Here is a 25157-nt window from a genome sequence, read left to right as displayed (position 1 = left end):
TATCTGACTTCTACCTATACTTCGTTTCTAACCGTATTCTGCAGACCTAGCACCTCACTAGTCCAACTGCGTACTTTACGCAGCAGTTCAGCATCCTTGGCCAAGGACTCGCCATAAGAGGGAATCATCTCTTTCAACTTTTTCTGCCATGCTTCGCTCTGCATTTTCTCCGGAAAGCAGCGGTCGAGCAGGCTGATCATAATGGAAACAGCCGTAGAGGCACCCGGAGAGGCCCCCAACAGGGCTGCCAGCGAACCATCCGCACCAGCGACTATTTCGGTTCCAAACTCCAGCACACCGCCCCCTTTCGGTCCTTTCTTGATGACCTGTACCCGCTGTCCGGCTACTTCCAGTTTCCAGTCTTCACCGCGGGCCTCGGGGTAATACTGTCGCAAGGCTTCTACCCGCTCGTCAGGTGACTGCCGCACCTGGTTGATCAGGTACTGCGTCAGCGGCATGTTCTTCACGCCTGCTGACAGCATCGGGTGCAGGTTGTTTACTTTGAGTGAGAGTGGCAGATCAAAGAAAGAACCATTCTTCAGGAACTTGGTCGTGAAGCCGGCATAAGGGCCGAAAAGCAGTTCCCGCTTACCATTGATAAAGCGGGTATCGAGGTGGGGAACCGACATAGGCGGGGAGCCGACAGAAGCCTTTCCGTATACCTTGGCTTGGTGCTGCTCGACCACGTCCGGATTGGTGCACTTGAGCCACTGGCCACTCACCGGAAAACCGCCAAAACCCTTGCCCTCTGGTATACCTGACTTAAGCAGCAGTGGCAGGGCTCCACCACCAGCCCCGATAAAGACAAAGTTTGCTCTTACCTTATGATTCACCCGTGTCTCACGGTGCCTCACACGCACGCTCCAGCGGTTGTCTGGCCGTTGCTTCAGCCTGCGCACGTCATAGCCAAAGTGTAGTTGCACACCTTCCATTTTGCTCAATTGCTCAAACATGCAACGGGTAAGCGCGCCGAAATTAACGTCAGTGCCCAGATCCATACGCGTAGCCGCTACTTTCTCCAGCAGGTCACGTCCCTCCATTACCAGCGGAATCCAGGACTTCAGCTGTTCGCAGTCCTCACTATACTCCATCCCCTCAAACAGATGGCATTTGGTAAGGGCAGCATGGCGCTTTTTAAGGAACTCTACATTGGCATCGCCCCACACAAAGCTCATGTGGGGAATACTCCGGATAAAGTTTTCGGGGATCTTTATGTGGTCTTCCTGGATCAGGTATGCCCAGAACTGCCGTGATATTTCAAAGGACTCGGCGATGCTGACGGCTTTGGAAGTATCGATTGTACCATCCGCTTTTTCAGGGGTATAATTCAGTTCACAGAAGGCGGCATGGCCGGTACCGGCATTGTTCCAGGCGTCCGAGCTTTCTGCGGCAGCTTCATCCAGCCTTTCGAGCACCGTGATCCGCAGATCAGGCTGCAGCTCTTTTAGCATCATACCCAGCGTGGCGCTCATAATCCCCGCTCCTATCAGTACTACATCCGCCTCCGAAACATCAGGCAGTCCTTGTCCAGTTTTCATAAAAATTCAAGCTTGTTGTTCAGTAGCTATACTACGTAGTTACCCGTTTTTGGTATGCTATCCGAAAATCATTCTAATTTTTTCAAGTTCCGGACTATTGGCCAAAGTAGAATTCCAGCGGGTGAACGGCAAGAATCTGAGGGTGAATGGGTGGTGCTTCTTTCTTTGGGAGAGCAGTTTACAATATTTTATAAGCACCTTGAACTCAAATACTTATATTGCGGTTGGTAAATCATCTCACACAACCAATACGCTACCAAAACCTACTGACAGCACAGCTGTCTTATGAAACAAATGTTAAATATGAGTATCTCCTTTTTGAATTTCCCAATACCTCAGTATGCTGGTTCCAAATCACTCTATCCAACTGCTGACCAGCAGCAAGCCGATATTCTCTCTGTACGCTTTTGTCCGAAGTTCAAACTGCTGTGCTGCAAATGGGAACGTATCACGACCTCAGCTGAACTAAGGCAATCTGTTCGCCTGTTAGCCCGTGCAGTTGCCATCCTGAAGGCAGAACTTATATTAGTCGAGATACCGGTGCAATACCACGTGTCTAACGAAGACCGGCAGTGGGCTCAAAAGTTCATGACCGATGCGCTACAGTATACCTCAATCAGGCAGGTAGCCCGTTTAGTGCCGACACAGGAGCAAAATAATCTGGTGCGCGAAGCGATACTGAAACTGGGAAAAATGCCCTATGAAGCCAGGATGTTTGAAGACCGGGAAGAGGCATTGCGCTGGTTGATGGGCGATGACTACCAGGCAGTTTCGGGTGAAGACTTCATCCGGATTCCACTTCACTTCAATTTGAAAATGATACGCTCGGGACTGAAGGCCAGAGGCCAGGCCACTGTAGCCGTTGCTCCTGCTCAGAGCGGTAATCCGACCAGCGTGCCCGAGCCGCTTCCGGATTTGATCAGCATTGAAACAGACTTTGTATCGATCATGCTGGACAAGGCGAAAAGCATCATGAACATCCGCTGGAAAAAAGCGCCGCAGAGCAGACAGTACCGGTATGGCATGCTCAAGGCAGCCCGCGCCTTGATGGAGCACCGCTTAGAGCGACTGCTGCTCAATAACCAGCGGCTGGGGGTGCTCACCCTCGAAGATCAGGGCTGGCTGATTTCAACAGCACAGCAAATGCTCCCTAAACTAAACCTGCGAAAACTGGCGGTGATAACCTCTGCAGATGCCCTGCAGCAAATGAGCAGCGAAAATATAGGCAAGAAGCTAAAGCAGGCTGCCCTAAATCATCAGGCTCACTACTTCCTGGCGGAGGAGGATGCCCTGGAATGGCTGAGGGTGGACTAAGGGCGCTTGATTTGCACAGGCAATGAAACTGTAAAAGTGGTGCCCTCCCCTTCCTTACTTGTTACAGTTACCGTGCCGCCGCTGTTGCTTACAATACGCTTCACTATGTAGAGGCCTATGCCACTACCCTGCACGTGCATATGCATCCGTTTGAATAACTGGAAAACTCTGTCCTGTCTGCCAGCAGGAATGCCCAGGCCATTGTCCTGCACGCTCAGCATAAAGCGGTCCTGCTCTATTGCAGTCCGGACCTTAATGTGAAGTTGACGTTGCGGAGCGTAGTACTTGATTGCATTGCTCATCAGGTTGAGCAGTATGCTTTTAAAGTTTTTTCGGGAAAATAAAATATGCGGAGCCTGCTGGATGTCTACTTCAATCACGGCACCGGTTTTGTCTATTTCGGGCTGTAGCAGCTGCTGTACATCGGCTACCATGTCTGCTACCCTAAGCTCGCTCGCCTCCTGTCCAAAACTGCGCTGAATGCGGGCTACTTCTGTCAGGTCCTCGATTGTGGCCTTGAAGCGCTCTACCGAGCGCCGGATGTGTTCCAATTCGGGCACCTCTCCCAGTTGCTGACTAAGGCTTTCCTCCAAAAGGTTAACCAGGCCTTCTATGTTGAGGATAGGTGATTTGAGATCATGCGAGGCTGTGTATACAAAGGTGTCCAGGTCTTCGTTCACTACCCGGAGTTCTTCGTTGAGCTTCTGCAGTTCATCCACATGCGCCAAGGTGCGTTGCCGGGCCTGTGTGGCCTCTGTCACATCATTAACGATCACGATCTTGTAAGGAGAGGAACTTTCGGCATCAATATCACCAATCGATATCTCCAAGAACTTGTGGGTATCACCTTTTACCAGCTCAAAAATGCGCTTCTGCTTGCTATGGTAACCGTCGGAAATAAAATCCTGCAGAGCGGTCCGTTCATTTATAGGAAAATGGTCGGCAAAGGCAATGCCTAGTATTTCCCGGTCGGTGCGGCCCAGCAGGCGCACAATGTAATTATTCACGTTGAGCACCGTGCCATCCTTTGCCAGTAGCGCTGCTCCGATCGGTGCCTCATCCAATACACGGGCCATGTAGTTGACCCGGACTTTCTCCATGTAGTTAGGCGTAAAGGCCGTAATGGAAGAGCTGGCGGATCGAATGCGCACATAACTGCGACGCTGTTCGGTACGTTGCACAGCATCCTCCACGATCGGAACTAAGCCGGTACCGAGTTCATTTGTAACGGCTTGTATGGTCGGACCCACAAAGGGCGCAAACTGCAGAGCATTCTTTACTTTCTGGTGGTTTGCTTTATCATTGATCAACAGGATAGAAATGGCCTTGTCCCTGGAGTATGACTCCTGTGCGATACGGACCGGGTTCAGGACCTGCTCACCTACCAGCAGCGTGTCACAGGACGCCAGGCTGGCACTGTCTCGCAGTATATCTTCTTCCCCGACTGCCTGCAAAGTGATTTCCTCCAGCTCTTCCTGAAAGAGGTGCAGGGTATCTTCGTGCAGTCCTATGTAATAGACACATTTCATCTTGGTCGCCAGGTTTAGCTATCCAGAATAGGTTGATCGAGCAGCGCCCTTCCGAGCCAGGTATAAAGCAGGTCGGTGGTCGGTGCCATTACGTGGGCGGCACGGGCATCGCGCAGCAGCACATCGAGGCGGGAGTTATCGCGGTAGGCAATGCCACCGGCCAGTGTCATGGCTTCGTTCACCACATCTACGGCACAGTGTGCTACCTCTGCTTTGGCTGATAATATAGGCAGTACAGCCGCAGGGTCACCCTGGTCGGCCAGTTCGGTGGCATGATAGATCAGGCGGCGGGTGCGTTCGATCTTGGCCCACAGCATACCCACACGGTGTTGCAGCAGGGCCAGCTGTGACAGGGACATGCCACTGTGGCGATGCGTCCGGTCCATCAGGTGCTGACGCACATTGTCAAAGGCTGCCTGTGCTATACCCAGGTAAGTGCCCGACATGGCTGTCAGGAAAAATGGAGCCACCACCTGAAACACGTACCAGAGCTGATCACCCCGCTCCCCAAGCAGGTTTTGTACCGGTACACGCACATCATTCAGCGTAAGGCTGCGGGAAGAATTGCCACGCATGCCCAGACCTTTCCATTCAGCGCCCCACTCCAGGCCACTTCGATCCTTTTCAACCACCACGCAGGAAAACTCATGTAAGGTGGCATCAGGTTCTATACCCATTGTAGACACCACATAGGAGTCCGCTTTGCCTCCGTTTGTCACGAAGGTTTTGCTGCCGCGGATCAGGTACTCTTCATCAGCTTGTAGCAGGAGCAGCGTCTGCGGGAAATAAAAGTGAGACCCAGTGCCGGGCTCACTCAAGGCCAGTGTGGTCAGGTGCTCGCCGGCAGCGATCGGCTGCAAAAACTCTTTCCGCTGTTGGTTAGTTGCCTTTGCCGCAATCACCGCCGTCCCAACGCAGTGCATCCCATAGCAAAGCGCCGTAGAGGCAGACACAGTACCAATGGATTCGCAGGCACGTGCCAGTGCGTAGAGCCCCTGCCCCATACCGCCTTCTTCGCGGGGCACAACCAATCCGGCCAGACCATTGCGCTGCAGGGCCCTGATGCTTTCTTCGGGCCACTGTGCCTCCTGGTCTACACGGGGAGCCTCATCTTGAATGACGGTTTGTGTCGTCTGGTTTACCAGCTGCAGGATCTGATCTAAGTTCATGTGATAGGGCATTGGGTGAACGGCTGTAGGTATAAATTGCTTCTATTGCATAAAGCCGCTTGTACAAAACTACCTATAATATCAGGCTATAACTAATTTACACATCCAGGTGTTTGCTGCCTCAGATAAAAAAATGACGGGCAGAATCGTGCTTCCGAAATCACATACTGCCTTTTACAGGTACAGGTTTAAGGATATATGGTACTGAACACAGGAGTCGTTGCACGTTAGGGACAAATTGAATAAAATGCAGGTTAATTGCGTTGTCAGCCGTGGCCCAGTAACAAATTCAGGTGTCCTGAAAGTGTTTTTACCCGTAAGGCCTCTGATAAAACCAGGAGAGGTATGGCGTGGTTATTGCCTGCTTCCTGGCGGCAACTGCCACAACAGTTGCGCAAAACTTACCTTATATGAAGCGTTTGCTCGTAAAGCTAATAAAATTAATTACATACGGCATTTTAGTGCCCGTGCTCACATTTCTGGGCACGCAATTCCGACTGTTCTTCCAAAGTCAGAAGCCAAAGTTAACAGCTGCTTACTGGCAGCAGAAATGGCAGGCGATACGTCAGTTTAACCCTTTGAAGCCCCGCCTGTCAGAGCTGCGTTCTATTTTGCGCTTTGCCCTGAAAGGAGCGCTCTTTCTGCTGCTTGCATTTACCATCTTTTACCTGGCGGTATTTACAGGTATAGTAGGTGGTGCCGTTCCTTCACGCGCCCAGTTGAAGGCAATTCAGAACAACACCGCCTCCGAGGTATACTCAGCTGACAGGGTGTTGCTCGGGCGCTACTACATCCAGGACCGAACCAACATCCGCTACGACGATATTGCACCTGTAGCCATCAATGCCCTGATAGCGACAGAGGACGTGCGCTTTTATGAGCACGGTGGCGTGGATACCCGAAGCCTGGCGCGTGTATTTGTGAAAACGCTGATGATGGGCCAGGAAAGCTCTGGTGGAGGTAGTACCCTTAGCCAGCAACTGGCCAAGAACCTCTTTCCGCGCAAGGGTTACCGCCTCTGGGATATGCCGGTCAACAAGATGCGCGAGATCATCATTGCCCGCAAGCTGGAGAGCATATACTCGAAGCAGGAACTGCTCGAGCTTTACCTGAATACCGTGCCGATGGGCGGCAATCTCTACGGCATTGAGCGGGCTTCCCGCCGGTTCTTCAACACAACTGCCGACTCACTCAGGACCGAGCAGGCAGCCGTGCTCATTGGTATGCTAAAAGCCACGACCAGCTACAACCCGCGTCTGTACCCGGAGCGCTCACTGAAGCGCCGGAATGTGGTACTTAACCAAATGGCCCGGTATGACTACCTTACGCCCCAGCAGGCTGACTCGCTGAAACAACTGCCACTCAAACTGAACTACCGCTATGTCACGCACAACGACGGCATGGCCCCTTACTTCCGAGAACAGTTGCGACAGGAGCTCGTGCAATGGGCCGCTGCTCAGCGCAAGCAGAACGGACAACCCTACAACCTGTATACAGACGGGCTGAAAATCTACACCACGATCGACTCCCGTATGCAGCGGCATGCCGAACAGGCTGTGCGCAAGAAAATGGCACAACTGCAGCAGCAATTTGATGCACATTGGAAAGGCCGTACCCCCTGGGGTTCGGATGCCTCGGTGATGCAGCTGGCCATGCAGCGCTCTGATCGCTATAAGAAACTAAAGGCAAACGGAGCCTCCGATGAAGAAGTGCTGGAGAACTTCCGGCAGCCGGTAAACATGCCGGTCTTCAGCTGGAAAGGCAACAGCAACAAGTCCATGACCCCGATGGACTCCCTCGCTTACTACCAGCGCTTTCTGAACACAGGACTGCTGTCGATGGAGCCCGCTACCGGCTATGTGCGTGCCTGGGTGGGCGGCATCAACCACCACGCTTTTAAATATGACCATGTGCGCTCCCGTCGCCAGGTTGGCTCCACTTTCAAGCCATTTGTGTATGCAGCCGCACTCGAGAAAGGCATAGATCCCTGCAATTATTTCCCGAATGAACTGACGACTTACCCCGAATATGATGACTGGTCGCCACGAAACTCCAACGGGCAGTACGGTGGCGAGTATACCATGCGGGGTGCACTGGCACAGTCCGTGAACACCATCTCTGCGCATCTGATCCTGGAGACGGGCGTTGACCGTACCGTTGCATTGGCCAAGCGCATGGGTATAAAGCAGGACCTGCCACGGGTGCCTTCCCTGGCACTGGGCACGGCGGACCTTTCGTTGTTGGAAATGGTGAGCGCTTACTCTGCTTTTGCGAACGGCGGGTATAAGACAGCCCCTGTTTATATAGAGCGCATTGAAGACCCGCAGGGCCGCGTGATCCACCAGCATCGCAGCGGGAGCGGAACCCAGCGGGTGCTGTCGCGTGACAATGCGGCCATCATGCTGCACCTGCTGCAGGGTGTGGTGGAAGAGGGCAGCGCCGCCCGCCTGCGTACTGAGTATGGCCTGCGCATGGATATTGCCGGTAAAACCGGTACCTCACAGGAGCACGCGGATGGCTGGTTTATTGGCATTACTCCAGAGCTGGTAACCGGTGTATGGGTTGGGGCAGAAAGTCCGAAGGTCAGGTTCAGAACGATCAGCGAAGGCCAGGGATCACGCACGGCCATGCCGGTGTGGGGCGAGTACATGCGACGGGTAGCCCAGGACAAAGAGTTCGCCAGTCTGCGCACAGGTCGTTTTGCACCCCTGCCCTCCCACCTGCAGGGTATGCTCAGCTGCTCGTCTTACCGCGACGCTCCACCTGAACCAGAGAATATATTTGACCGGATAGCTGACCGGGTTGTAAAAACCTACGAAGACTGGAAAAACCAGGCGAAGAGCAATCGCGAACGAAAAAGAGAAGAAAGAAAGCGAAAGCAGGAAGAGAAAAAAGAAAAGCGCATCCGCTGGTTTTAAGTCAGGTATAGCACTATGACCCGAGCTGTATTTTGTATCGTTTCATTATACCTTAAGCCAACAGTATTTGGATAATGTCCTCTTAGCCTGATCAAATACAGATTGTCTACAGATTCATTTCATATACTTCGGTTTCTTTCCGTATACTTCGGGAAATAAGACGATTGGATGAAACTGCTGATAATTGAAGACGAGCAAGCCCTGAATGCTTCCATGGTGTCCTACCTGCAGCAGGGCGGCTATACCTGCGACGCTGCACTCAACTACCGCGACGGTGCCCGCATGCTGGCAGATCAGCACTATACCTGTGTGCTGGTTGACCTGACCCTGCCGGGTGGTAATGGGCTTGACCTGGTGAGGCTGCTCAAGAAAAACAGTCCCGACACGGGCATCATCATCATATCGGCAAAGAATGCGCTCGACGATAAAATCACAGGGCTTGAGCTCGGGGCAGACGACTACCTCACCAAACCTTTCCATCTGTCAGAACTCAACGCCAGGCTGCGCTCCGTGATCAGACGCCGGAATTTCAACGGGCAGAAAGTGATCCAGATCGGGAGTCTGGAGGTACACCCGGATTCGGCTGAAGCACTGGTGCAGGGACGCAAGCTCACCCTGACCAAGAAAGAGTATGACCTGCTGCTTTACTTTGTCACAAACAAAAACAGGGTGCTCACCAAAGACTCCATCGCCGAGCACCTGTGGGGCGACCACATCGAAACGCTCGACTCGCTTGACTTTGTGTACACGCACATCAAAAATCTGCGACGCAAGCTGGTGGAGGCAGGTGGTGAGGACCCCATCACAACCGTGTATGGCATGGGCTATAAATTCAGCTTCTGATGCGTATTCTCACCAAGACGAGTCTCTACTACCTCCTGGTTTCGGTCATCGTGTTCCTGCTGGGGGGCACTAGCTTTTACAAGATCCTGCAGACAGAGATTTACGACGAAGTGGATGATCAGCTCTTTACAGACAAAGAGAACATCATCGAGTACATCAGGCGGCACAACGAACTGCCCAGCGTGACCTCAGGTATATCAGAGGCCATCATTGTCAGGGAAACCAGTGCAAACGCCGGAGCCCTCGAAGCGCTGTCGGATACGCTAATCTTCAGCACTTACGATGAAGAATATGTGCCCTTCCGCAAACTCACATTCACGACTTACCAAGACGGCAAACCCTTTGAGTACACCATCCTCAAGTCGCTGATGGACTTCGAGGACCTGTTTGAGAGCACTATGCTGGCAATGGCCTGGATATTTGTGCTGTTGCTCGTCGGGCTAGCCGGGGTGAACTACTTCATTAACAAATACAACTGGCGCAACTTCTATGACACACTGGAGCGAGCCAAGCGCTACAGCCTGACACAGCGAAAACCGCTTGTACTGAAGCCATCCAACACCCAGGAGTTTCAGGAGCTGAATGAAGTGCTACAGGCCATGACCGGAAAGATCCACAATGACTACCTCAACCTGAAAGAGTTCACTGAAAACGCCTCCCATGAAATACAGACGCCCCTGGCGATTGTGAGCAACAAACTGGAGCTTTTCATGCAGTCCGATAACCTGACCATGCAGCAGGCAGCCATGCTGGACGAGATGCACGCCTCTATCAACCGCCTGTCACGGCTCAACCGTTCGCTTATTCTGCTGACCCGCATCGAGAACAGGGAGTTTTCAGAAAACGAAGTCATCCCTTTGCATGAGTTGCTGCAAGAACAACTCGATCAGTTGCAGGAAATGATGCAGATGCACGACATCCAGGTTGAGATCGAAGCAATGCAACCTGTTTTTGTGGAGATGAACACTGGCCTTTGCGAGATACTGATATCCAACCTGCTGCTCAATGCCATCCGGCATAACAGTACGGGCGGCATCATCCGGATCAATCTGCAGGCAGACGAACTTTGTATCAAAAACTCAGGCGAAGCCCTACAGGAGGAGCCGGTGAGCTTGTTTGAGCGCTTCAGAAGCGGCGGTAAGTTTTCCGGATCATTGGGTATTGGACTGGCACTTGTCAGCAAGATCAGCGAACTCTATCAATTACAACCTTCCTATACTTATGAAGAGGGCCTGCACGTGCTCCGGTTAAATTTTCAGAAAAAAATCGCCTGATATCCCCATTCTTCAGAATTGCTTCAAATTCCCGCAGTATACTCTAACAGATACAGGAAGAATTAAGAACCAAATTATGAAACATATACATTTATGGGCGATGGCGCTCATAACAGGCTCCACCTTGAGCAGCTGCGACCAGACCTGGTCTGACCGAAACGTACCGGAGGCCGTTAAGGTCAAATTTGTAGAAAGCTACCCTACTATCAAACGAGTGGACTGGGACAGAGTGGATAGTCTGTACGAGGCTGAATTCAAGATCAGCGGCCGGGAGCGGAAGGCACTATTTGGGGAAGACGGCACTTTGCTCAGTTACACCGAAGAGATTGAAGAACAATACCTCCCGAAAAGAATAGCAGCCCAGTTGCAACAGGAGTTTAAGAGCTATAAAATAGACGAGGTACACCGGGTGCAGGAAGGCAGTCTGACAAGCTTTGTGATCGAACTGGAAAAAGGAACCCGGGACATCTGGCTACGCTTCAATGAAAAGGGTGAACTGCTGGATAGGTCTACTAATGCCGCTACTCCGATCAGGAAGCAATCGGCATCACTCCTACCTTCAAGCAGCAGCGGAACGACGACCGAAGACCTTGGAGCACCGGAGCTGCGCTGGGATTTACCGCCGGTGCTGCGCGAAGTGTCTGGCATCGGCATGCTCCATGATGGTAGTATGGCCTGTGTGCAGGATGAAGTAGGGACAATCTTTATTTATAACCTGGAGCAGAAAGCGATCAGTCAGGAGATTCCATTTGCTGGCCCTGGCGACTATGAAGGTATAGCAGTGGCCGGTGAGAACGCCTATATCGTGCGGAGTGACGGCACCCTATTTGAAGTGGTCGGGTTCAGAAACACTAAGCCGACCGTGCAGGTATACGAAGCCTCCTTTCCGGCTACTATCAACATCGAAGGGCTCGCCTATGACCAGGAGCACAACCAGCTGCTGCTGGCTCCCAAGGGTTATGATCCGAAGCTGAAAGCGCAGAAAGGTATCTATGCCTTTTCACTGGACTCTAAGAAATTCCTGCCTGAACCTGTCACCAGCATTTCCCTGGATCAGGTGCAGACACCTAAAAAAGGCAAAAAACAGAAATCAGGCTATGATGTGTTGCAACCCTCCTCACTGGAGCTGCACCCGACAAGCGGCGAATTTTACATGCTGGATGCCGTGAACGACAGGCTGTATGTGCTTAACAGAGAAGGTCAGATCTCCAAAACAGTTGACCTGGATAAAAAGATGCTCCGACAGGCAGAGGGCCTGACCTTTGGTCAGGACGGCGCGCTGTACATAGCCAGCGAAGGCAGTAAAAAAGGGAAAGGGGTGATCCACAGGTATAACAACAGTCTTTAATTTCCCTAAATGTGAAAGCCTGGTGCTCCTGCTCCAGGCTTTTGCTTTTGTTCAGAATCAGGGAATCCGGTAAATCAGTGCAATGCCGGTTGCTCCGCCGCTGTGAAACGGCATGATGCCCAGCTGCTGATTTTTTTTGTGGTGGCTCTGGGCAATTTTCCGCTGAATATAAGGGTATACCATATACACCACTTCCGCAGACAATATACCTATACCTGCTCCCACCAGCACGTCCGAGAGCCAGTGTTTGTCATTAAGAATGCGTAGCGCTCCTGTGGCGGTAGCGAAGGAATAGCCGGCTACGCTGTACCACACACTTCGGCTGCCGTACTCTTTATGGAAAAAAGTGGCGTAGGCAAAAGCCCTGCTGGTATGGGCAGAGGGAAAAGCATCGTCAGAAGAATTGTCAGGGCGATCGATAGCTGTCAAGGTTTTCAGGTTGTTGGTCAGGGTGCGGTTGAGCAGGTGTGTCATTCCCAGCAAAATAGCCTGTTCTGTAAAATGGTGCTCTCCCCGCACACCGGCAAGGTTGAGCCCAACAGCCATGGCGACCGGAACATGATAGGTGTAATTGTCGATTTGGGTACTAAAATCCTGGTAATTGCTGCGCACAACCCTGCGCAAACCATGGCTGCCTTCAAACAGGCCTTCGTCGTCCATGTGGGTGATTCCCAGCGTGATCAGCAAAGTGGGAACGGCCATTTTTCTGGCCAGCACGCTTAGTTTACTTCTTTCTGTTACCTGAGCTGTTTCTGTTGTATCGGCGAGCTCGCTGACTACAGCAGTGTCTGGAATGTGAAGGTATAAATCTGCTGGCTGATTTGCCCATGCCGGGAGTACAAGCCAGTGCAGCAGTAAGCAGTAAATATATCTCTTCATAGCACAACCCTTTTTGTTACTATGTACGAGCTGATTTTGAAGAAATTCTGTATTTATAAAAAAACCGCTTCCTGTTTGCCAGAAAACGGTTTTAAAAATGGCGTAATAACAGTTACCTAGCCTTTTGCAGCTGCCACCTGTCCTTCCTCCAGGCTAATCAAATCCTGTAACAGCTGCATACTGAATTCTCCCGGTTTGCCTGACCCGATCATGACGTCATCAATCCGTACAATGGGCAGGATACGCTTTGTGGTGCTCGTCAGGAAAGCTTCCCTGGCCTGCAGCACTTCCTCTAAGCGGATGTCACGTACTTCGGTCTTATACCTACGTCCGGCCAATGAAAGCACATTTTTGCGGGTGATTCCTTTTAAGATGTTGCTGGCAGGTGTTACGACGGTGCCATCATGTGTGACGATGAAGAAGTTGCAGCGCGGGAACTCCGACACAATTCCGTTTTTAGCATACAGCACCTCTTCTGCCCCACTGGCCTTCTGCTCGTGTAGCAGGCGTATGCCCATGGAGTAATTGATTGTTTTCACCTCCGGCACCTCGCGCACATAGTCATGCGTCATGATCGGTATACCTTTCGCCACTTTATCGGCCGATGGCAGTGTGAGCGGAAGCTGCGTGATAAGCAAGTTCGGATTCATTGGTGTAAAGCCATCCTCGGAGTAGCCGCCGGTCAGAATCATTTTCATACCTGCCAGTGGCAGCTTGTTCAGCTCTGTCAGCTTGGCAATCACCTCTTTCATCTCTTCCCGGGAAAGTGGCACGGCCAGGTGCATCAGTTCCGCTGACTGGTAAAATCGATCCAGGTAATCTTCGAGAAACAGCGGGTAGCCCTGCTGCACTTTCACAAAGTCGAACACCCCATAGCCGCGCTGCACGGAGAGGTCACTGATGTGTAGCGTAGCCTCGCTGAGCGGCACGATCTGGCCCAGGTTATAGGCGAAAAGCTTATCGTTTGATGGCATTGTGTTTCTTGAGTATTTTAATGACTGGTTGGATAGGAAGTGCTTCAGTAGTATTACCCTGGCGACCTTTCATGGTTTCTGCTTTGAAAAGGGAGTTGATAATCGCCTCTTCGGTCGCCTCGATAGTAGCCATGAACAGCGGGGACATTTCATCATTACGGAGCAGCGTAAAGGTCTGTGTTTTTTCATCTGACTGGTAAGGTATACGCAAACCTTCATTAGTGGAGAACGCGATCACATAATCACCGCTGCCATTGGAGGCAATACCCCCTGTTTTAGCAAGACCCATCATGGCCCGCTTTGCGATGCGCTCTAGGTTACGGGCATCCACGGGCGCATCGGTTGCCACCACGATCATGCAGGAGCCGTCAGCGCTTTCCAGCACCTGCTTGCTGAACGAAAACCTGCCCAGCTCCTCTCCCACAGGCGCTCCATTGATCTGCAGCACACCGCCAAAATTACTCTGCACCAACACTCCCACGGTATAGCCGCCCAGACTGGCAGGCAGTTTGCGCGACGCAGTGCCAATGCCGCCTTTATACCCAAAGCAAACTGTGCCTGTTCCCGCCCCTACATTGCCTTCGGCCACAGGGCCATCTGCGGCTTGCTTAATCGCCTGCAGCACATGTTCCTCTTGCACATGGCGTCCGCGAATGTCATTCAGGTAACCGTCGTTTGTTTCGCCAACCAGCGCATTCACAGACTGCACGGTTTCGTTTCCGGGCAGTTGCAAGGTATAGCCCACCACCGCGTTCATGGCTGTGCCAACTCCCAGGGTATTGGTCAGGATGATCGGCGACTCCAGGTTGCCGAGTTCCTGTACCTGCGTAGTGCCGGCCAGTTTGCCAAAGCCATTGCCTACGTATACTGCTGCCGGCACTTTATTCTGAAAAAGATTGCCGCCATGCGGTACAATAGCCGTTACACCGGTGCGGATCTGCTCGCCCTGGACCAGGGTGGTGTGCCCTACCCGTAGACCAGCCACATCCGTAATGGCGTTGTGCGTACCGGTTTGGAGCACCCCGATCCGAATGCCCAGGTCACGGGCACGCTTGCGATCCTGTGCGCCTACGTTAAGTATCACTGCCATCATGAGTAAGCCTGTAAAGAGTATTTTCATACCGGTGGGTCCGTGTAAAATAGTGAGCTGTAACAGCAGCCGCATGCCACTGAACTTTAATGCCTGAAAAGCCATTCTTTAAAAGAAATAGGCTTTGATCTACACAATTACGCAAAAAAGCCGTTGTTTTGCAGCATTAAAAATCCAATAATTTTATCGATGAAAAAAATAGTTTGTATTCTGCTATTTATCCCCCTCTTTGTGTCGCAGGCTATGGCCTGGGGGCAGAACGGACACCGTGCCGTGGGTCTGATAGCAGAGCAGCACCTGAGCAAAAAAGCGAAGAAGAAGATTACCAAAGTTCTGGCCGATAACTCACTGGCGGAAGTGTCGGTGTGGATGGACGATATTAAGTCTGACGCAGCTTACAACCATACCCACGATTGGCACTGGGTAACCGTACCGGGTGGCATGAAGTACGAGCAGACCGAGAAGAACCCGAATGGTGACATCATCATGAAGATCGAGGAGCTGGTAACCGTGCTGAAAGCCGGAAACCTGACAGCGCAGCAGGAAGAGGAGTACCTCAAGTACCTGGTGCACCTGGTAGGTGACCTGCACCAGCCACTACATGTGGGTAAAGAGGGCGACTCGGGCGGCAACGCAGTAAAACTGCAGTGGTTCGGCCAGCCATCTAACCTGCACCGTGTATGGGACAGCGACATGATCGACGGCAAAAACCTGAGCTTTACCGAGCTGGCTCGTTTTGTAGGTTCACCATCTAAAGATCAGGTGAAAGCCTGGCAGTCAACTGGCATACGCGACTGGGCTTATGAATCTGTTCAGCTCAGAGAGCAGGTATACAACATACCGGAAGATGGCCGCCTCGGTTATCGCTACAGCTACGATAACTTCAGCACATTAGAGCAGCGCATTCTGCAGGCGGGTGTTCGTCTGGCAGGTTTGCTCAACCAGATCTACGGCTAAGCAACAGATAGCTTATACCTGACGAAATGCGGCAGCCCTACTGGCTGCCGCATTTTTTTATGTCTGCTTCGGAAAGACTAAGTTTGAAGAAAGCACGTTTGAAAAAAATAATAGGCCTTGGGACTACAGAGAGGCATAATTTTAAAATTTTTGCAAAAAGTTGTAACCTAGTATGAACGATTTACCGTTCTGCAGTGTCTAACATGTATTAACAACAAAACATCATGAGTAACGGAAAAGTAAAATTCTTTAATGAAACCAAAGGTTTCGGTTTTATCAAAGACAGTGAAACAAACGAAGAGTACTTCGTACACGTAACAGGTTTGATCGACGAGATCAGAGAAAACGACGAAGTAACATTCGAAGTAAAAGAAGGTAAAAAAGGACTAAACGCGGTAAATGTGAAACTGGCTTAGTCTGGTTATATATAAAGCGTAAAACAAACAAAGGGCTCCGCAGCATGCGGGGCCCTTTGTTTGTTTAGTACAGTTCGCTTTTAATCGTGTTTCAATTTTTCCCGACCTGACTGACGGTATACCTTAGGCGAGCAGCCCATCACGTTCTTGAATACCCGGTTGAAGTGCGAGAGATTGGAGAAGCCCGCGCCAAAAGCCACACTCGCTATAGTAGCGTCTTCTTTCAGAAGCATCTGACAGGCATTCCCGATCCTGATCTCGTTCAGGAAAGCTGTGAAAGTTTTGCGGGTTCTCTCTTTGAAAAACCGGCAGAAGGCCTCCCGACTCAGATTGGCTACGGCAGCTGCTTCTTCCAACGCTATCGCCCGGTGGCTTTGCTCCATCAGAAAATGCAGCACCTGGTCCATGCGTCTCCCCTCCCGCTCCGAGAGGTCCTGCACCCGGTCATCCAGGTTAAGCCGCTCCAGCCGGGCATCCTGCAGGAGCACCCGCAGCAAAGCTAAACCTGCCATCATCTTGTCAAGACCCGATTTCTCTTTCAGCACTTCTACCTGCCGCCTGAATGTCGGCTCGCTTATACCCTGCACCAAGTAGCAGCCTTTCAATTTGTCGAGAAAGATTCTGACTTCCTGCAGCTCCTCTGCCTCCCAGAAAGCCCGTCCCAAAGCCTCGGTGTCGAAGAACACGATCAGGTCGTGGCATTCCAGCTTACTGTCTGCTTCGTAGTATATCTTGTCGCTTCGGAAAACATGGGGCACATCGCGACCCAGCAGAAAGATATCGCCCGGCTTAAAGCGGCCCAGATAATCGCCCACGATGAGTTTTCCCTCCCCTTTCAGGATGCAGCTCAGCTGGATTTCGGGATGCTGGTGCAGTTTGTCATAGAAGTAAGGCTGCCTGTCTTCCTGAAAACGCACAAACTCTTTGCTTGACTTTGGAATCTTAAATGGGATCACCTTCTTCATAATACCATATTAATCAATTCAGTGAATATTCACTAGTATTTCATCAATATAGTACCAGTATTTACTAATCCTGTGGAAGATAAAGGGCTTTGGTTGAGCTACTTTTGATAAAAAAAGCTTATGAACTGGAATGGCGTATACCCGGCCCTCACCACCAAGTTTTATGCGGACGGGGCAATTGACTTTGATACATTTCTGCACAACGTGGATGCACAGTTGGAGGCAGGTGTAGACGGTATCATCCTGGGTGGCACGCTGGGTGAGGCGAGCGTGCTCACTATACCTGAAAAACAGGAACTAACCGCATGCACCATTGCGCATGTGGCTGGTAACGTGCCGGTCATCCTCAATATAGCAGAAGGCGCTACAAAAGAAGCCATACAACGGGCTCGCGAAGCAGAGGAAATCGGTGCCAAAGGCCTGATGCTGCTCCCACCCATGCGCTATGCTGCCGATGCCCGGGAAGTCGTAACCTACTTCAGGGCCGTGGCCGACAGCACTTCGCTCCCAATTATGATCTACAACAACCCAACTGACTACAAGACGCTGGTCACGTTAGAGATGTTTGACGAACTGCTGCAGCATGAAAACATACAGGCGGTGAAAGAATCGACCCGCGACATCTCTAACGTCACCCGCATGACTAGCCGCTACGGCGACCGGATCAAAATCCTCTGCGGCGTGGATACGCTCGCTTTGGAGAGTCTGCTGATGGGCGCCCACGGCTGGGTGGCCGGTTTGGTCTGTGCCTTCCCAAGGGAGACGGTAGCCATCTACCGACTGGTGCAGGCTGGACGAATACAGGAGGCCCGCGACATCTACCGCTGGTTTCTGCCACTGCTGGAGCTGGACATTCATCCGAAACTGGTACAGTATATCAAACTAGCCGAGCAGCAGGTTGGCCTGGGTACCGAGCACGTCCGTGCGCCGCGACTCACGCTGATCGGCGAAGAGCGACAGCGCGTATCGGCTATCATTGAGGAAGGTATACGCACCCGTCCGACATTGCCTAACCTTAAAGAGATCAACCATGTCCTTTGATGCTATTTTCACGAAAGCCGACATGGCTTTCGGCAGGTTTAAAAAGCTGCCTGCCGCCGCAAAAGCAGAGCTGCTGCGCACCATTGCCGAAGAAATCGAACAACTAGGTGATGAGCTGCTGGAGACGGCGCACCAGGAATCAAACCTGCCGCTGGCAAGGCTAACCGGAGAACGTGGCCGCACAGTAGGCCAGCTGCGGCTATTCGCCTCACTGCTAGAAGAAGGCTCCTGGCTGGAAGCCACCATCGACACGGCTATACCTGACCGCATGCCTTTACCTCGTCCGGACCTGCGGCGCATGCTTATTCCGCTGGGGCCGGTGGTAGTGTTCGGGGCGAGCAATTTTCCGCTGGCTTTCTCCACGGCTGGCGGCGACACAGCCTCTGCCCTCGCAGCCGGTTGTCCGGTCATTTATAAAGAGCATCCCGCGCATCCTAAAACATCGCAACTGGTATATGGCGCTATTCAAAAAGCCTTGCAGCGTTGTGAACTGCCTGAAGGTATCTTCCAGCATGTGAGTGGCGGAACAGATGTGGGGCAGCAGTTGGTACAGCACCCGCAGGCGAAGGCCGTTGCTTTCACGGGCTCTTTTAAAGGAGGCAAAGCCATCTTTGACCTGGCCTGTCAGCGTGAGGTACCTATACCTGTTTTTGCCGAAATGGGTAGCGTGAACCCGATCTTCGTGCTTCCGGAAAAAGCCGCTGGAAATGGTGAGCAGCTGGCAGCACAGGCAGCGCAGTCTGTACTGCTCGGCGTGGGGCAGTTCTGCACCTGTCCGGGTCTTATCTTCTACCCTGCTTCGGAAACAACCCATACCTTCCTGGAGACCTTCGCAGAAAAACTGCGGGACGCTCCGGCCGAAAAAATGCTACACGAGACCATCTGCAGCAATTACTACCAGCACCTAAAGGGCCTGCACACGCACGAAGGCGTAGAGATGATCCTAGCACCTGCCGAAGACCTACAAACAGGCGGTGCTGCCCTGGCCAAAACAACGGCACAGCAGTGGCTGCAGAACCCCTCTCTGCAGGAAGAGATCTTTGGTCCGTATGCCATGGTGGTAACCTACCAGGATGAAAAAGAACTGATGCAGGTGGCCGGCAAATTACAAGGGCAGCTCACGTGCACGCTCTGGGGAACAGAAGAGGAACTGACGAAAGCGGAAAACCTAGTAGATACATTGCGTGAGAAATGCGGCCGTCTGCTTTTCGCAGGTGTTCCGACCGGTGTGGAAGTTTCGCATGCCATGACGCACGGCGGACCTTTTCCGGCTACAACAGACAGCCGCTCCACCTCCGTTGGCACATACGCTATCAAGCGTTTCGCACGACCGGTTACCTTTCAATCGGCACCGCAAGAACTGCTCCCGGAAGAGCTGAAGGATGAAAATCCGTACAAGCTATGGCGCACAGTGAACGGGCAGCTCACACAGGACAGCATTTAGGTCATGGCACGTAAAACCTTCTTTTGCATCGACGCTCATACCTGCGGTAATCCGGTTCGGCTGGTGGCAGGCGGTGGTCCCATCCTGCAGGGCAGCAATATGAGTGAAAAGCGCCAGCACTTTCTGCGTGACTACGATTGGATCCGCAAGGGGCTGATGTTCGAGCCCCGCGGCCACGACATGATGTCGGGGAGCATCCTCTACCCTCCGCACGACCCAGAAAATGACATTGGGGTGCTTTACATTGAAACCAGCGGCTGTTTGCCCATGTGCGGACACGGCACCATCGGCACCGTCACCATCGCCCTGGAAGAAGGTCTGATTACACCCAAAACACTCGGACAACTGCGGCTAGAAACACCTGCCGGACTGGTAAAAGTCAGCTATACCCAAGAAGGTAGTAAAGTAAAAACCGTGAAGCTAACCAATGTGGCTTCATACCTGGAAGCGGAGAATCTGACGATAGAATGTCCGGAGCTGGGCGAGCTCACCCTGGACGTGGCCTATGGAGGCAATTTCTACGGCATCATCGATCCGCAGGAAAACTTCGAAGGTATACAGCACTATACAGCCGACAAACTCATCTCCTGGAGCAGAGAAATACGCAGGCGCATGAACGAGCGCTATACCTTTGTGCACCCTGAAAACGACACCATCCGCGGCCTATCCCACATCCTTTGGGCAGGCATCCCACTTGCTGCCACTTCCACGGCCCGCAATGCGGTGTTCTACGGTGACAAGGCCATTGACCGATCGCCTTGCGGTACGGGTACCTCGGCCCGCATGGCCCAGTGGTACGCAAAAGGCTTACTGAAGCCAGGCCAGGAGTTCATCCATGAAAGTTACATCGGCTCCATCTTTAAAGGCACCATAGAGGGGGAAACGACCGTAGCCGGCAAGCCGGCCATTCTACCAGGTATAGAGGGCTGGGCCATGGTCACCGGCCTGAACACGATCTTCCTGGATGACGACGATCCTTATGTACACGGTTTTCAGGTAATCTGATATGAGCAAAGTAGTCATCGTTGGCGGCGGCATCATCGGAATGTTCACCGCTTGGTATCTGACCGAAGAGGGTTTCAGTGTCATTATTATAGACAAAGGAGACCTGCGCGACAACTGCAGCATCGGCAATGCCGGAATGCTGGTGCCGAGTCACATTATTCCGCTGGCCTCACCGGGCATCATCAGCAAAGGGCTTCGTTGGATGCTTTCCTCTACCAGCCCCTTTTACATACACCCGCGCCTGGACCGCAGGCTGCTGCAATGGTGCATGCACTTTTACAGAGCCGCTACGCCGCAGCATGTAGCCAACAGCATCCCCTACCTCAAAAACCTGAGTCTGCTGAGTAAACAGCTATACCTGGAGTTTGCCGCGGCACATCCGGAGATCGAACTGAAACAGGATGGCCTGCTGATGCTTTATAAAACTGCGGAAGGTGCGCATGAAGAAAAGGAGTTTGCCTTAATGGCCCGTCAGCATGGTCTGGAGGCAGAGATCCTGTCGCCGCAGGAAGTGCAGGGGCTGGAGCCAAACCTGGAACTGGATGTGCTGGGAGGTGTGCATTTCCCAGGCGATGCCCACCTCAATCCTGCAGCGCTCTCTGCTTGTTTGCACCGACTCCTCCTCGACAAAGGGGTATCCATGGTGTCTCACCTGGAGGTGCTCGATTTCGCCACTGCCGGAAGGAGCGTCACAGCAGTGGTGACAGACAAAGGAGATGTTGCTACAGATCACCTCATCGTGTGCGCCGGTTCCTGGTCGGGTGAAGTGGCCCGCAAACTCCAACTCAACCTGCCGATGCTGGGTGGCAAAGGGTATAGCTTTGTAGTAGATAACAATCCAGCCATTCTGCGGCCAACCATCCTGACCGAAGAGCGTGTCGCAGTAACGCCTTACGGAGATAAAATACGGTTCGGCGGCACGATGGAAATCACACCCGCCAACAGGCACATCAACATGAAACGGGTGCAGGGAATCCATGCTTCCATAGCACGTTACTATACCAATTTCAAATGCCCACTGCCCAAGAAAGAGGACATTTGGAGCGGACTTCGCCCCTGTTCGCCAGATGGTTTGCCTTACATTGGCTATACCCAGCGCTGGAATAATGTGCTCTTTGGCACCGGCCATAGTATGATGGGCGTCAGTCTGGCGCCGGCAACTGGCAAGGTACTGGCTGAGCAGTTGATGCACCGGAAGGAGAGCGTGCTGAGCGATGCATTTTCACCGGATCGTTATCACCAGGCCAGTTACCAGCTGTTGAAATAGTGCCCAGAATTGCAAAAATTAGCTATCTTTAATGATCAGTTAAAAAGTGAACACTATGAAAAGACTCACCCTGCCCCTTAAAGTCACGCTTCCGGCTGCGATGGCTCTGCTGACACTGGGTATAGAACCAGCACAGGCACAGACCCAGCAGACGCCTACCTTCACCCGGCAAGATACGCTGCGCGGCACCATCACACCCGAGCGTGCCTGGTGGGACCTTACCCACTACCACCTCGACATCAGCGTGAATCCGGCTGACAGCAGCATCCACGGTAAAAACACCATCCGCTACAAAGTGCTGGAGCCTTACCAGATCATGCAGATCGATTTGCAGCCACCGATGCGTATGGAAAAGGTACTGCAAAATGGGCAGCAGCTAAATGTACGGCAGGAGGGAAATGCGTACTTTGTACAGCTGGTGGAGGCGCAGCAAGAAGGAGCACAGCAAGAGGTAGAGGTTTACTATGGCGGCAAGCCGCAGGTGAGCAAAAACCCGCCTTGGAGCGGTGGCATCACCTGGAAACGCGATGAGCGGGGCAATCCCTTTGTGGCGAGCTCCAACCAGGGCGCTGGGGCCAGTCTGTGGTGGCCTTGTAAAGACCACATGTACGACGAGCCGGACAGTATGCTGATGAGTGTGACAGTTCCCAAAAACCTGACGGATGTCTCAAACGGGCGCTTGCGTGGCGTGGATGAAAATCCGGATGGCACCCGCACTTTTCATTGGGCGGTGACCAACCCGATCAACAACTACGGCGTGAACATCAATATAGGCGACTATGTGCATTTCGGGGAGAAGTACCAAGGCGAAAAAGGCGTGCTGGACTGCGACTACTGGGTGCTGCGGGACAACCTGGAGAAGGCCAAAGTGCAGTTTAAGGATGTGCGCCGCACGCTGGACGCTTTTGAGCACTGGTTCGGCCCCTACCCTTTTTATGAAGACAGTTATAAGCTCGTTGAGGCACCCTACCTGGGTATGGAGCACCAGAGTTCTGTTACCTACGGCAATGGCTATGCGAATGGCTACCGCGGTCGCGACCTCAGCGGCTCAGGCTGGGGATTGAAGTTCGACTACATTATCATCCATGAAACAGGCCACGAGTGGTTTGCCAACAACATCACTTACAAAGATGTGGCAGACATGTGGATACACGAGAGCTTCACGACTTATTCTGAACCGCTGTTCGTGGAGTACCATTATGGCAAGCAGGCCGGCAGCGAATACGTGATCGGTATTCGCCAGAACATCCGCAATGACCGTCCGATCATTGGCCATTACAACGTGAACAAGAGCGGCTCCGGCGACATGTACCCGAAAGGGGCCAACATGCTGCATACCTTGCGCCAGGTAGTGAACGACGACGAGAAATGGCGCGGCATCCTGCGCGGTCTTAACAAGGATTTCTACCACCAGACCGTAACAACGGAGCAGATTGAGAACTACATGAGCAAACACGCAGGACGTGACTTGAGCCGCTTCTTCGACCAGTACCTGCGCGACACCCGCATACCTACCCTAGAGTATAGACTGGAAAAGAAAAAGCTAACTTACCGCTGGGCCAATGCAGTCGAAGGTTTCGACATGCCGGTAAAAGTATACCTGAACGGAGAGGAAACCTGGCTAGAGCCAACCACAGACTGGAAAGAAATCAAGAAAGTAAAAGCTGGCACCAAACTGACCATCGACCCGAACTTCTATGTGCAGGAAGGGAAGGAAGTTTGAGAGTTTGAGAGTTGAGGAGTTTGGGAATTGCGAAGTTTAAGAAGATTGTCAAATTTTAAAAGAGAAGGCCTGCCAGAAAATTCTGGCAGGCCTTCTCTTTTAGGACAGTAATTTCTACTTAACGGCTATAGCTACATCTTTTGCTTTCACTTAGATGGCGCAAAATCTACAAAATATAAATTTTTGTTAAATTCGGTCCCCTACTAATCCTCACTCCTTAACTTTCAAACTCCTAAACTCATTTCACTCCCATTGCTTTAAGCTCCTGCTCCAGGCGTTGGTTCCAGCGTTCCTGTGCTGCTGTGTCGAGGCCGTGGCGGGTTTCAGAGTCGTACTGATCCTGCAGTTGGTTCATCTCGCGGTAGGACTCTATGAAGAGGTACTGGATGTTGCTGTTGTAGTCGGCCAGAGACAAGTCCTCTGGTTTTATTTTCTGTTTAAAGCGTTCAGATACCAGTTTCACAATATCAAAATGCCTTTGCTCGTGGTTTAGACCGTACGGGTTTCGGGCGTTATCCTTTACCCAGGACGAGCTCTTCAGCACGTATACCTTCATGTTAAGGTTGAGATGGATGATGCCGTCTTTTACTTCAGTCTCACCTTCATAGGCAAAGCTCGGAAACACAGTAGCAGCATAACGGCTGGTGCGGTTCACATCCGCTTTAAAGTCATTCCAGTTCAGCGGTCTGCTTGGGTTATAAAACACCGTGTCCTGATCAGCAGGAGCGGTGTAGTCTGTAAATGTCACTTTTATACCTTTGGCAAGTTTCGGGTTGGTGTTTGCCTCCCGGTCCATCCAGGTGTTCAGATAACGCAAAGCCTCCTTAATAGACTGCCGCAGCGCAGGTTCCGTTACTTCGTTTCGGCCCACTGGGCGCTCGTAGCGTCCACCGCCTTTGTACTGCAGCAGTTGGACCGACTCCCCGTCCCGCTCCATTTCGAAGGCCATGACCACAGATATGGTACCGGCCACCCGACCAGCGGACGATTGCGCTTCTTTCACCTGCATTTCTTTCAGACGGATCACGACGGGTCGCAGCGATTTATTGGCGGGTATACCTTTGTTGATGAACTCACGCAAAGCGATGTAGCCCCCACCCTGCAGATCGACAGGTTGTACCTTGCCCGCACCGGTCAGTGGTAGCAGGTAGGCAACGGCTTTTTTGTCGGTGCGCTCATCGATCAGATTAGCGATGTAAAACTCACGTGGTGTAAAAGGCAGCTTCTCGGTGCGCAGCACGATTGGCTCTGTATTGACAGCCGCAGGTGACGCAGCTATACTTGCCCCACCCAGGTAAAAACAGGCGAGCAGCAAGCAGGCCGCTAAGAAAACGCTGCCCCTGGTGTTAAGAAAGTATTTCATGAATCGTTAGTACTAATTTTGTTAAGGTATAGCTAAAACAGCAGCCTACCCTGCTTTCGTTCAGTAGGCACCATGCTGCTTATCATAATATTTCAACCAC

At 52.1% G+C, this 25157-nt stretch carries 20 protein-coding genes; 12 read left to right on the top strand and 8 right to left on the bottom strand.

Going from position 1 to position 25157, the window contains the following annotated elements; translation table 11 throughout:
* Positions 1 to 14: 14 nt before the first annotated feature.
* Positions 15 to 1538, bottom strand: a complete 1524-nt coding sequence (locus tag I0P70_RS11435; protein WP_196117842.1) for a malate:quinone oxidoreductase — start codon at positions 1536 to 1538, stop codon at positions 15 to 17.
* Between the two features lie 285 nt (positions 1539 to 1823).
* Here I0P70_RS11435 and I0P70_RS11430 point away from each other — a divergent pair, with 285 nt between their 5' ends.
* Positions 1824 to 2852 carry a hypothetical protein gene (locus I0P70_RS11430; protein ID WP_196117840.1) on the top strand — a complete coding sequence of 343 codons (1029 nt, stop codon included), beginning with the start codon at positions 1824 to 1826 and terminating at the stop codon, positions 2850 to 2852.
* Here I0P70_RS11430 and I0P70_RS11425 read toward each other — a convergent pair.
* Together I0P70_RS11425 and I0P70_RS11420 are read right to left on the bottom strand one after the other, a co-directional pair.
* Positions 2849 to 4381: an ATP-binding protein gene (locus tag I0P70_RS11425; RefSeq protein ID WP_196117838.1), complete on the bottom strand. Its 1533-nt coding sequence runs from the start codon at positions 4379 to 4381 to the stop codon at positions 2849 to 2851. The genes I0P70_RS11430 and I0P70_RS11425 overlap by 4 nt on opposite strands.
* Before the next feature lie 14 nt (positions 4382 to 4395).
* A complete protein-coding gene (locus tag I0P70_RS11420; protein ID WP_230392137.1) occupies positions 4396 to 5550 on the bottom strand; it encodes an acyl-CoA dehydrogenase family protein in 1155 nt (384 codons plus the stop codon).
* Between the two features lie 410 nt (positions 5551 to 5960).
* Here I0P70_RS11420 and I0P70_RS11415 point away from each other — a divergent pair, with 410 nt between their 5' ends.
* The 4 genes from I0P70_RS11415 (at position 5961) to I0P70_RS11400 (ending at position 11933) form a co-directional block, all read left to right on the top strand.
* Positions 5961 to 8468 carry a penicillin-binding protein 1A gene (locus I0P70_RS11415; RefSeq protein ID WP_196117834.1) on the top strand — a complete coding sequence of 836 codons (2508 nt, stop codon included), beginning with the start codon at positions 5961 to 5963 and terminating at the stop codon, positions 8466 to 8468.
* A gap of 168 nt (positions 8469 to 8636) precedes the next feature.
* Positions 8637 to 9311: a response regulator transcription factor gene (locus I0P70_RS11410; RefSeq protein ID WP_196117823.1), complete on the top strand. Its 675-nt coding sequence runs from the start codon at positions 8637 to 8639 to the stop codon at positions 9309 to 9311.
* Positions 9311 to 10585, top strand: coding sequence for a HAMP domain-containing sensor histidine kinase (locus I0P70_RS11405; protein ID WP_196117821.1), 1275 nt, complete (start codon positions 9311 to 9313; stop codon positions 10583 to 10585). The genes I0P70_RS11410 and I0P70_RS11405 overlap by 1 nt, the downstream gene beginning before the upstream one ends.
* Positions 10586 to 10661: 76 nt before the next feature.
* Complete coding sequence (locus I0P70_RS11400) at positions 10662 to 11933, top strand: SdiA-regulated domain-containing protein (RefSeq protein ID WP_230392136.1); 1272 nt, start codon at positions 10662 to 10664, stop codon at positions 11931 to 11933.
* Between the two features lie 57 nt (positions 11934 to 11990).
* Here I0P70_RS11400 and I0P70_RS11395 read toward each other — a convergent pair whose 3' ends face one another.
* The 3 genes from I0P70_RS11395 to I0P70_RS11385 form a co-directional block, all read right to left on the bottom strand.
* Positions 11991 to 12812, bottom strand: coding sequence for a phosphatase PAP2 family protein (locus tag I0P70_RS11395; RefSeq protein ID WP_196117819.1), 822 nt, complete (start codon positions 12810 to 12812; stop codon positions 11991 to 11993).
* A 116-nt stretch (positions 12813 to 12928) separates the two neighbouring features.
* Positions 12929 to 13786, bottom strand: coding sequence for an aminotransferase class IV (locus I0P70_RS11390; RefSeq protein ID WP_196117817.1), 858 nt, complete (start codon positions 13784 to 13786; stop codon positions 12929 to 12931).
* Positions 13770 to 14906, bottom strand: coding sequence for a P1 family peptidase (locus tag I0P70_RS11385; protein ID WP_196117815.1), 1137 nt, complete (start codon positions 14904 to 14906; stop codon positions 13770 to 13772). The genes I0P70_RS11390 and I0P70_RS11385 overlap by 17 nt, the downstream gene beginning before the upstream one ends.
* Positions 14907 to 15065: 159 nt before the next feature.
* Between I0P70_RS11385 and I0P70_RS11380 the strand changes: the two genes are divergently transcribed.
* Together I0P70_RS11380 and I0P70_RS11375 are read left to right on the top strand one after the other, a co-directional pair.
* Positions 15066 to 15833 carry a S1/P1 nuclease gene (locus I0P70_RS11380; RefSeq protein WP_196117813.1) on the top strand — a complete coding sequence of 256 codons (768 nt, stop codon included), beginning with the start codon at positions 15066 to 15068 and terminating at the stop codon, positions 15831 to 15833.
* Positions 15834 to 16057: 224 nt separating this feature from the next.
* Complete coding sequence (locus tag I0P70_RS11375) at positions 16058 to 16249, top strand: cold-shock protein (RefSeq protein ID WP_007659836.1); 192 nt, start codon at positions 16058 to 16060, stop codon at positions 16247 to 16249.
* Between the two features lie 80 nt (positions 16250 to 16329).
* On the opposite strand, the gene I0P70_RS11370 is transcribed toward I0P70_RS11375, so the two are convergent.
* Positions 16330 to 17214, bottom strand: a complete 885-nt coding sequence (locus tag I0P70_RS11370; protein ID WP_196117811.1) for an AraC family transcriptional regulator — start codon at positions 17212 to 17214, stop codon at positions 16330 to 16332.
* Between the two features lie 120 nt (positions 17215 to 17334).
* Between I0P70_RS11370 and I0P70_RS11365 the strand changes: the two genes are divergently transcribed.
* From I0P70_RS11365 to I0P70_RS11345, 5 genes are all read left to right on the top strand, one after another.
* Positions 17335 to 18255, top strand: a complete 921-nt coding sequence (locus I0P70_RS11365; RefSeq protein WP_196117809.1) for a dihydrodipicolinate synthase family protein — start codon at positions 17335 to 17337, stop codon at positions 18253 to 18255.
* The gene (locus I0P70_RS11360) at positions 18245 to 19699 is read left to right on the top strand and encodes an aldehyde dehydrogenase (NADP(+)) (protein ID WP_196117807.1); all 1455 of its coding nucleotides are present in this window, start codon (positions 18245 to 18247) and stop codon (positions 19697 to 19699) included. The genes I0P70_RS11365 and I0P70_RS11360 overlap by 11 nt, the downstream gene beginning before the upstream one ends.
* 3 nt (positions 19700 to 19702) lie before the next feature.
* The gene (locus I0P70_RS11355; protein WP_196117805.1) at positions 19703 to 20704 is read left to right on the top strand and encodes a 4-hydroxyproline epimerase; all 1002 of its coding nucleotides are present in this window, start codon (positions 19703 to 19705) and stop codon (positions 20702 to 20704) included.
* A gap of 1 nt (position 20705) precedes the next feature.
* The gene (locus tag I0P70_RS11350) at positions 20706 to 21971 is read left to right on the top strand and encodes an FAD-binding oxidoreductase (RefSeq protein WP_196117803.1); all 1266 of its coding nucleotides are present in this window, start codon (positions 20706 to 20708) and stop codon (positions 21969 to 21971) included.
* 100 nt (positions 21972 to 22071) lie between these two features.
* Positions 22072 to 23694 (top strand): M1 family metallopeptidase, encoded by a 1623-nt coding sequence (locus I0P70_RS11345; protein WP_196118086.1) that lies wholly within the window; start codon positions 22072 to 22074, stop codon positions 23692 to 23694.
* Between the two features lie 238 nt (positions 23695 to 23932).
* Here I0P70_RS11345 and I0P70_RS11340 read toward each other — a convergent pair whose 3' ends face one another.
* Positions 23933 to 25057, bottom strand: a complete 1125-nt coding sequence (locus tag I0P70_RS11340; RefSeq protein WP_196117801.1) for a hypothetical protein — start codon at positions 25055 to 25057, stop codon at positions 23933 to 23935.
* Between the last annotated feature and the right edge of the window lie 100 nt (positions 25058 to 25157).

Source organism: Pontibacter sp. FD36, assembly GCF_015686655.1.
Lineage (GTDB): Bacteria > Bacteroidota > Bacteroidia > Cytophagales > Hymenobacteraceae > Pontibacter.
The sequence above is the reverse complement of the archived record's forward strand: the minus strand, read 5'-3'. Positions and strand labels throughout refer to the sequence as shown.

Coding starts and splice junctions, on each gene's coding strand:
- I0P70_RS11435 (WP_196117842.1), bottom strand. CDS start 1,538: ATGAAAACTGGACAAGGACTGCCTGATGTTTCGGAGGCGGATGTAGTA.
- I0P70_RS11430 (WP_196117840.1), top strand. CDS start 1,824: ATGAAACAAATGTTAAATATGAGTATCTCCTTTTTGAATTTCCCAATA.
- I0P70_RS11425 (WP_196117838.1), bottom strand. CDS start 4,381: ATGAAATGTGTCTATTACATAGGACTGCACGAAGATACCCTGCACCTC.
- I0P70_RS11420 (WP_230392137.1), bottom strand. CDS start 5,550: ATGAACTTAGATCAGATCCTGCAGCTGGTAAACCAGACGACACAAACC.
- I0P70_RS11415 (WP_196117834.1), top strand. CDS start 5,961: ATGAAGCGTTTGCTCGTAAAGCTAATAAAATTAATTACATACGGCATT.
- I0P70_RS11410 (WP_196117823.1), top strand. CDS start 8,637: ATGAAACTGCTGATAATTGAAGACGAGCAAGCCCTGAATGCTTCCATG.
- I0P70_RS11405 (WP_196117821.1), top strand. CDS start 9,311: ATGCGTATTCTCACCAAGACGAGTCTCTACTACCTCCTGGTTTCGGTC.
- I0P70_RS11400 (WP_230392136.1), top strand. CDS start 10,662: ATGAAACATATACATTTATGGGCGATGGCGCTCATAACAGGCTCCACC.
- I0P70_RS11395 (WP_196117819.1), bottom strand. CDS start 12,812: ATGAAGAGATATATTTACTGCTTACTGCTGCACTGGCTTGTACTCCCG.
- I0P70_RS11390 (WP_196117817.1), bottom strand. CDS start 13,786: ATGCCATCAAACGATAAGCTTTTCGCCTATAACCTGGGCCAGATCGTG.
- I0P70_RS11385 (WP_196117815.1), bottom strand. CDS start 14,906: ATGAAAATACTCTTTACAGGCTTACTCATGATGGCAGTGATACTTAAC.
- I0P70_RS11380 (WP_196117813.1), top strand. CDS start 15,066: ATGAAAAAAATAGTTTGTATTCTGCTATTTATCCCCCTCTTTGTGTCG.
- I0P70_RS11375 (WP_007659836.1), top strand. CDS start 16,058: ATGAGTAACGGAAAAGTAAAATTCTTTAATGAAACCAAAGGTTTCGGT.
- I0P70_RS11370 (WP_196117811.1), bottom strand. CDS start 17,214: ATGAAGAAGGTGATCCCATTTAAGATTCCAAAGTCAAGCAAAGAGTTT.
- I0P70_RS11365 (WP_196117809.1), top strand. CDS start 17,335: ATGAACTGGAATGGCGTATACCCGGCCCTCACCACCAAGTTTTATGCG.
- I0P70_RS11360 (WP_196117807.1), top strand. CDS start 18,245: ATGTCCTTTGATGCTATTTTCACGAAAGCCGACATGGCTTTCGGCAGG.
- I0P70_RS11355 (WP_196117805.1), top strand. CDS start 19,703: ATGGCACGTAAAACCTTCTTTTGCATCGACGCTCATACCTGCGGTAAT.
- I0P70_RS11350 (WP_196117803.1), top strand. CDS start 20,706: ATGAGCAAAGTAGTCATCGTTGGCGGCGGCATCATCGGAATGTTCACC.
- I0P70_RS11345 (WP_196118086.1), top strand. CDS start 22,072: ATGGCTCTGCTGACACTGGGTATAGAACCAGCACAGGCACAGACCCAG.
- I0P70_RS11340 (WP_196117801.1), bottom strand. CDS start 25,057: ATGAAATACTTTCTTAACACCAGGGGCAGCGTTTTCTTAGCGGCCTGC.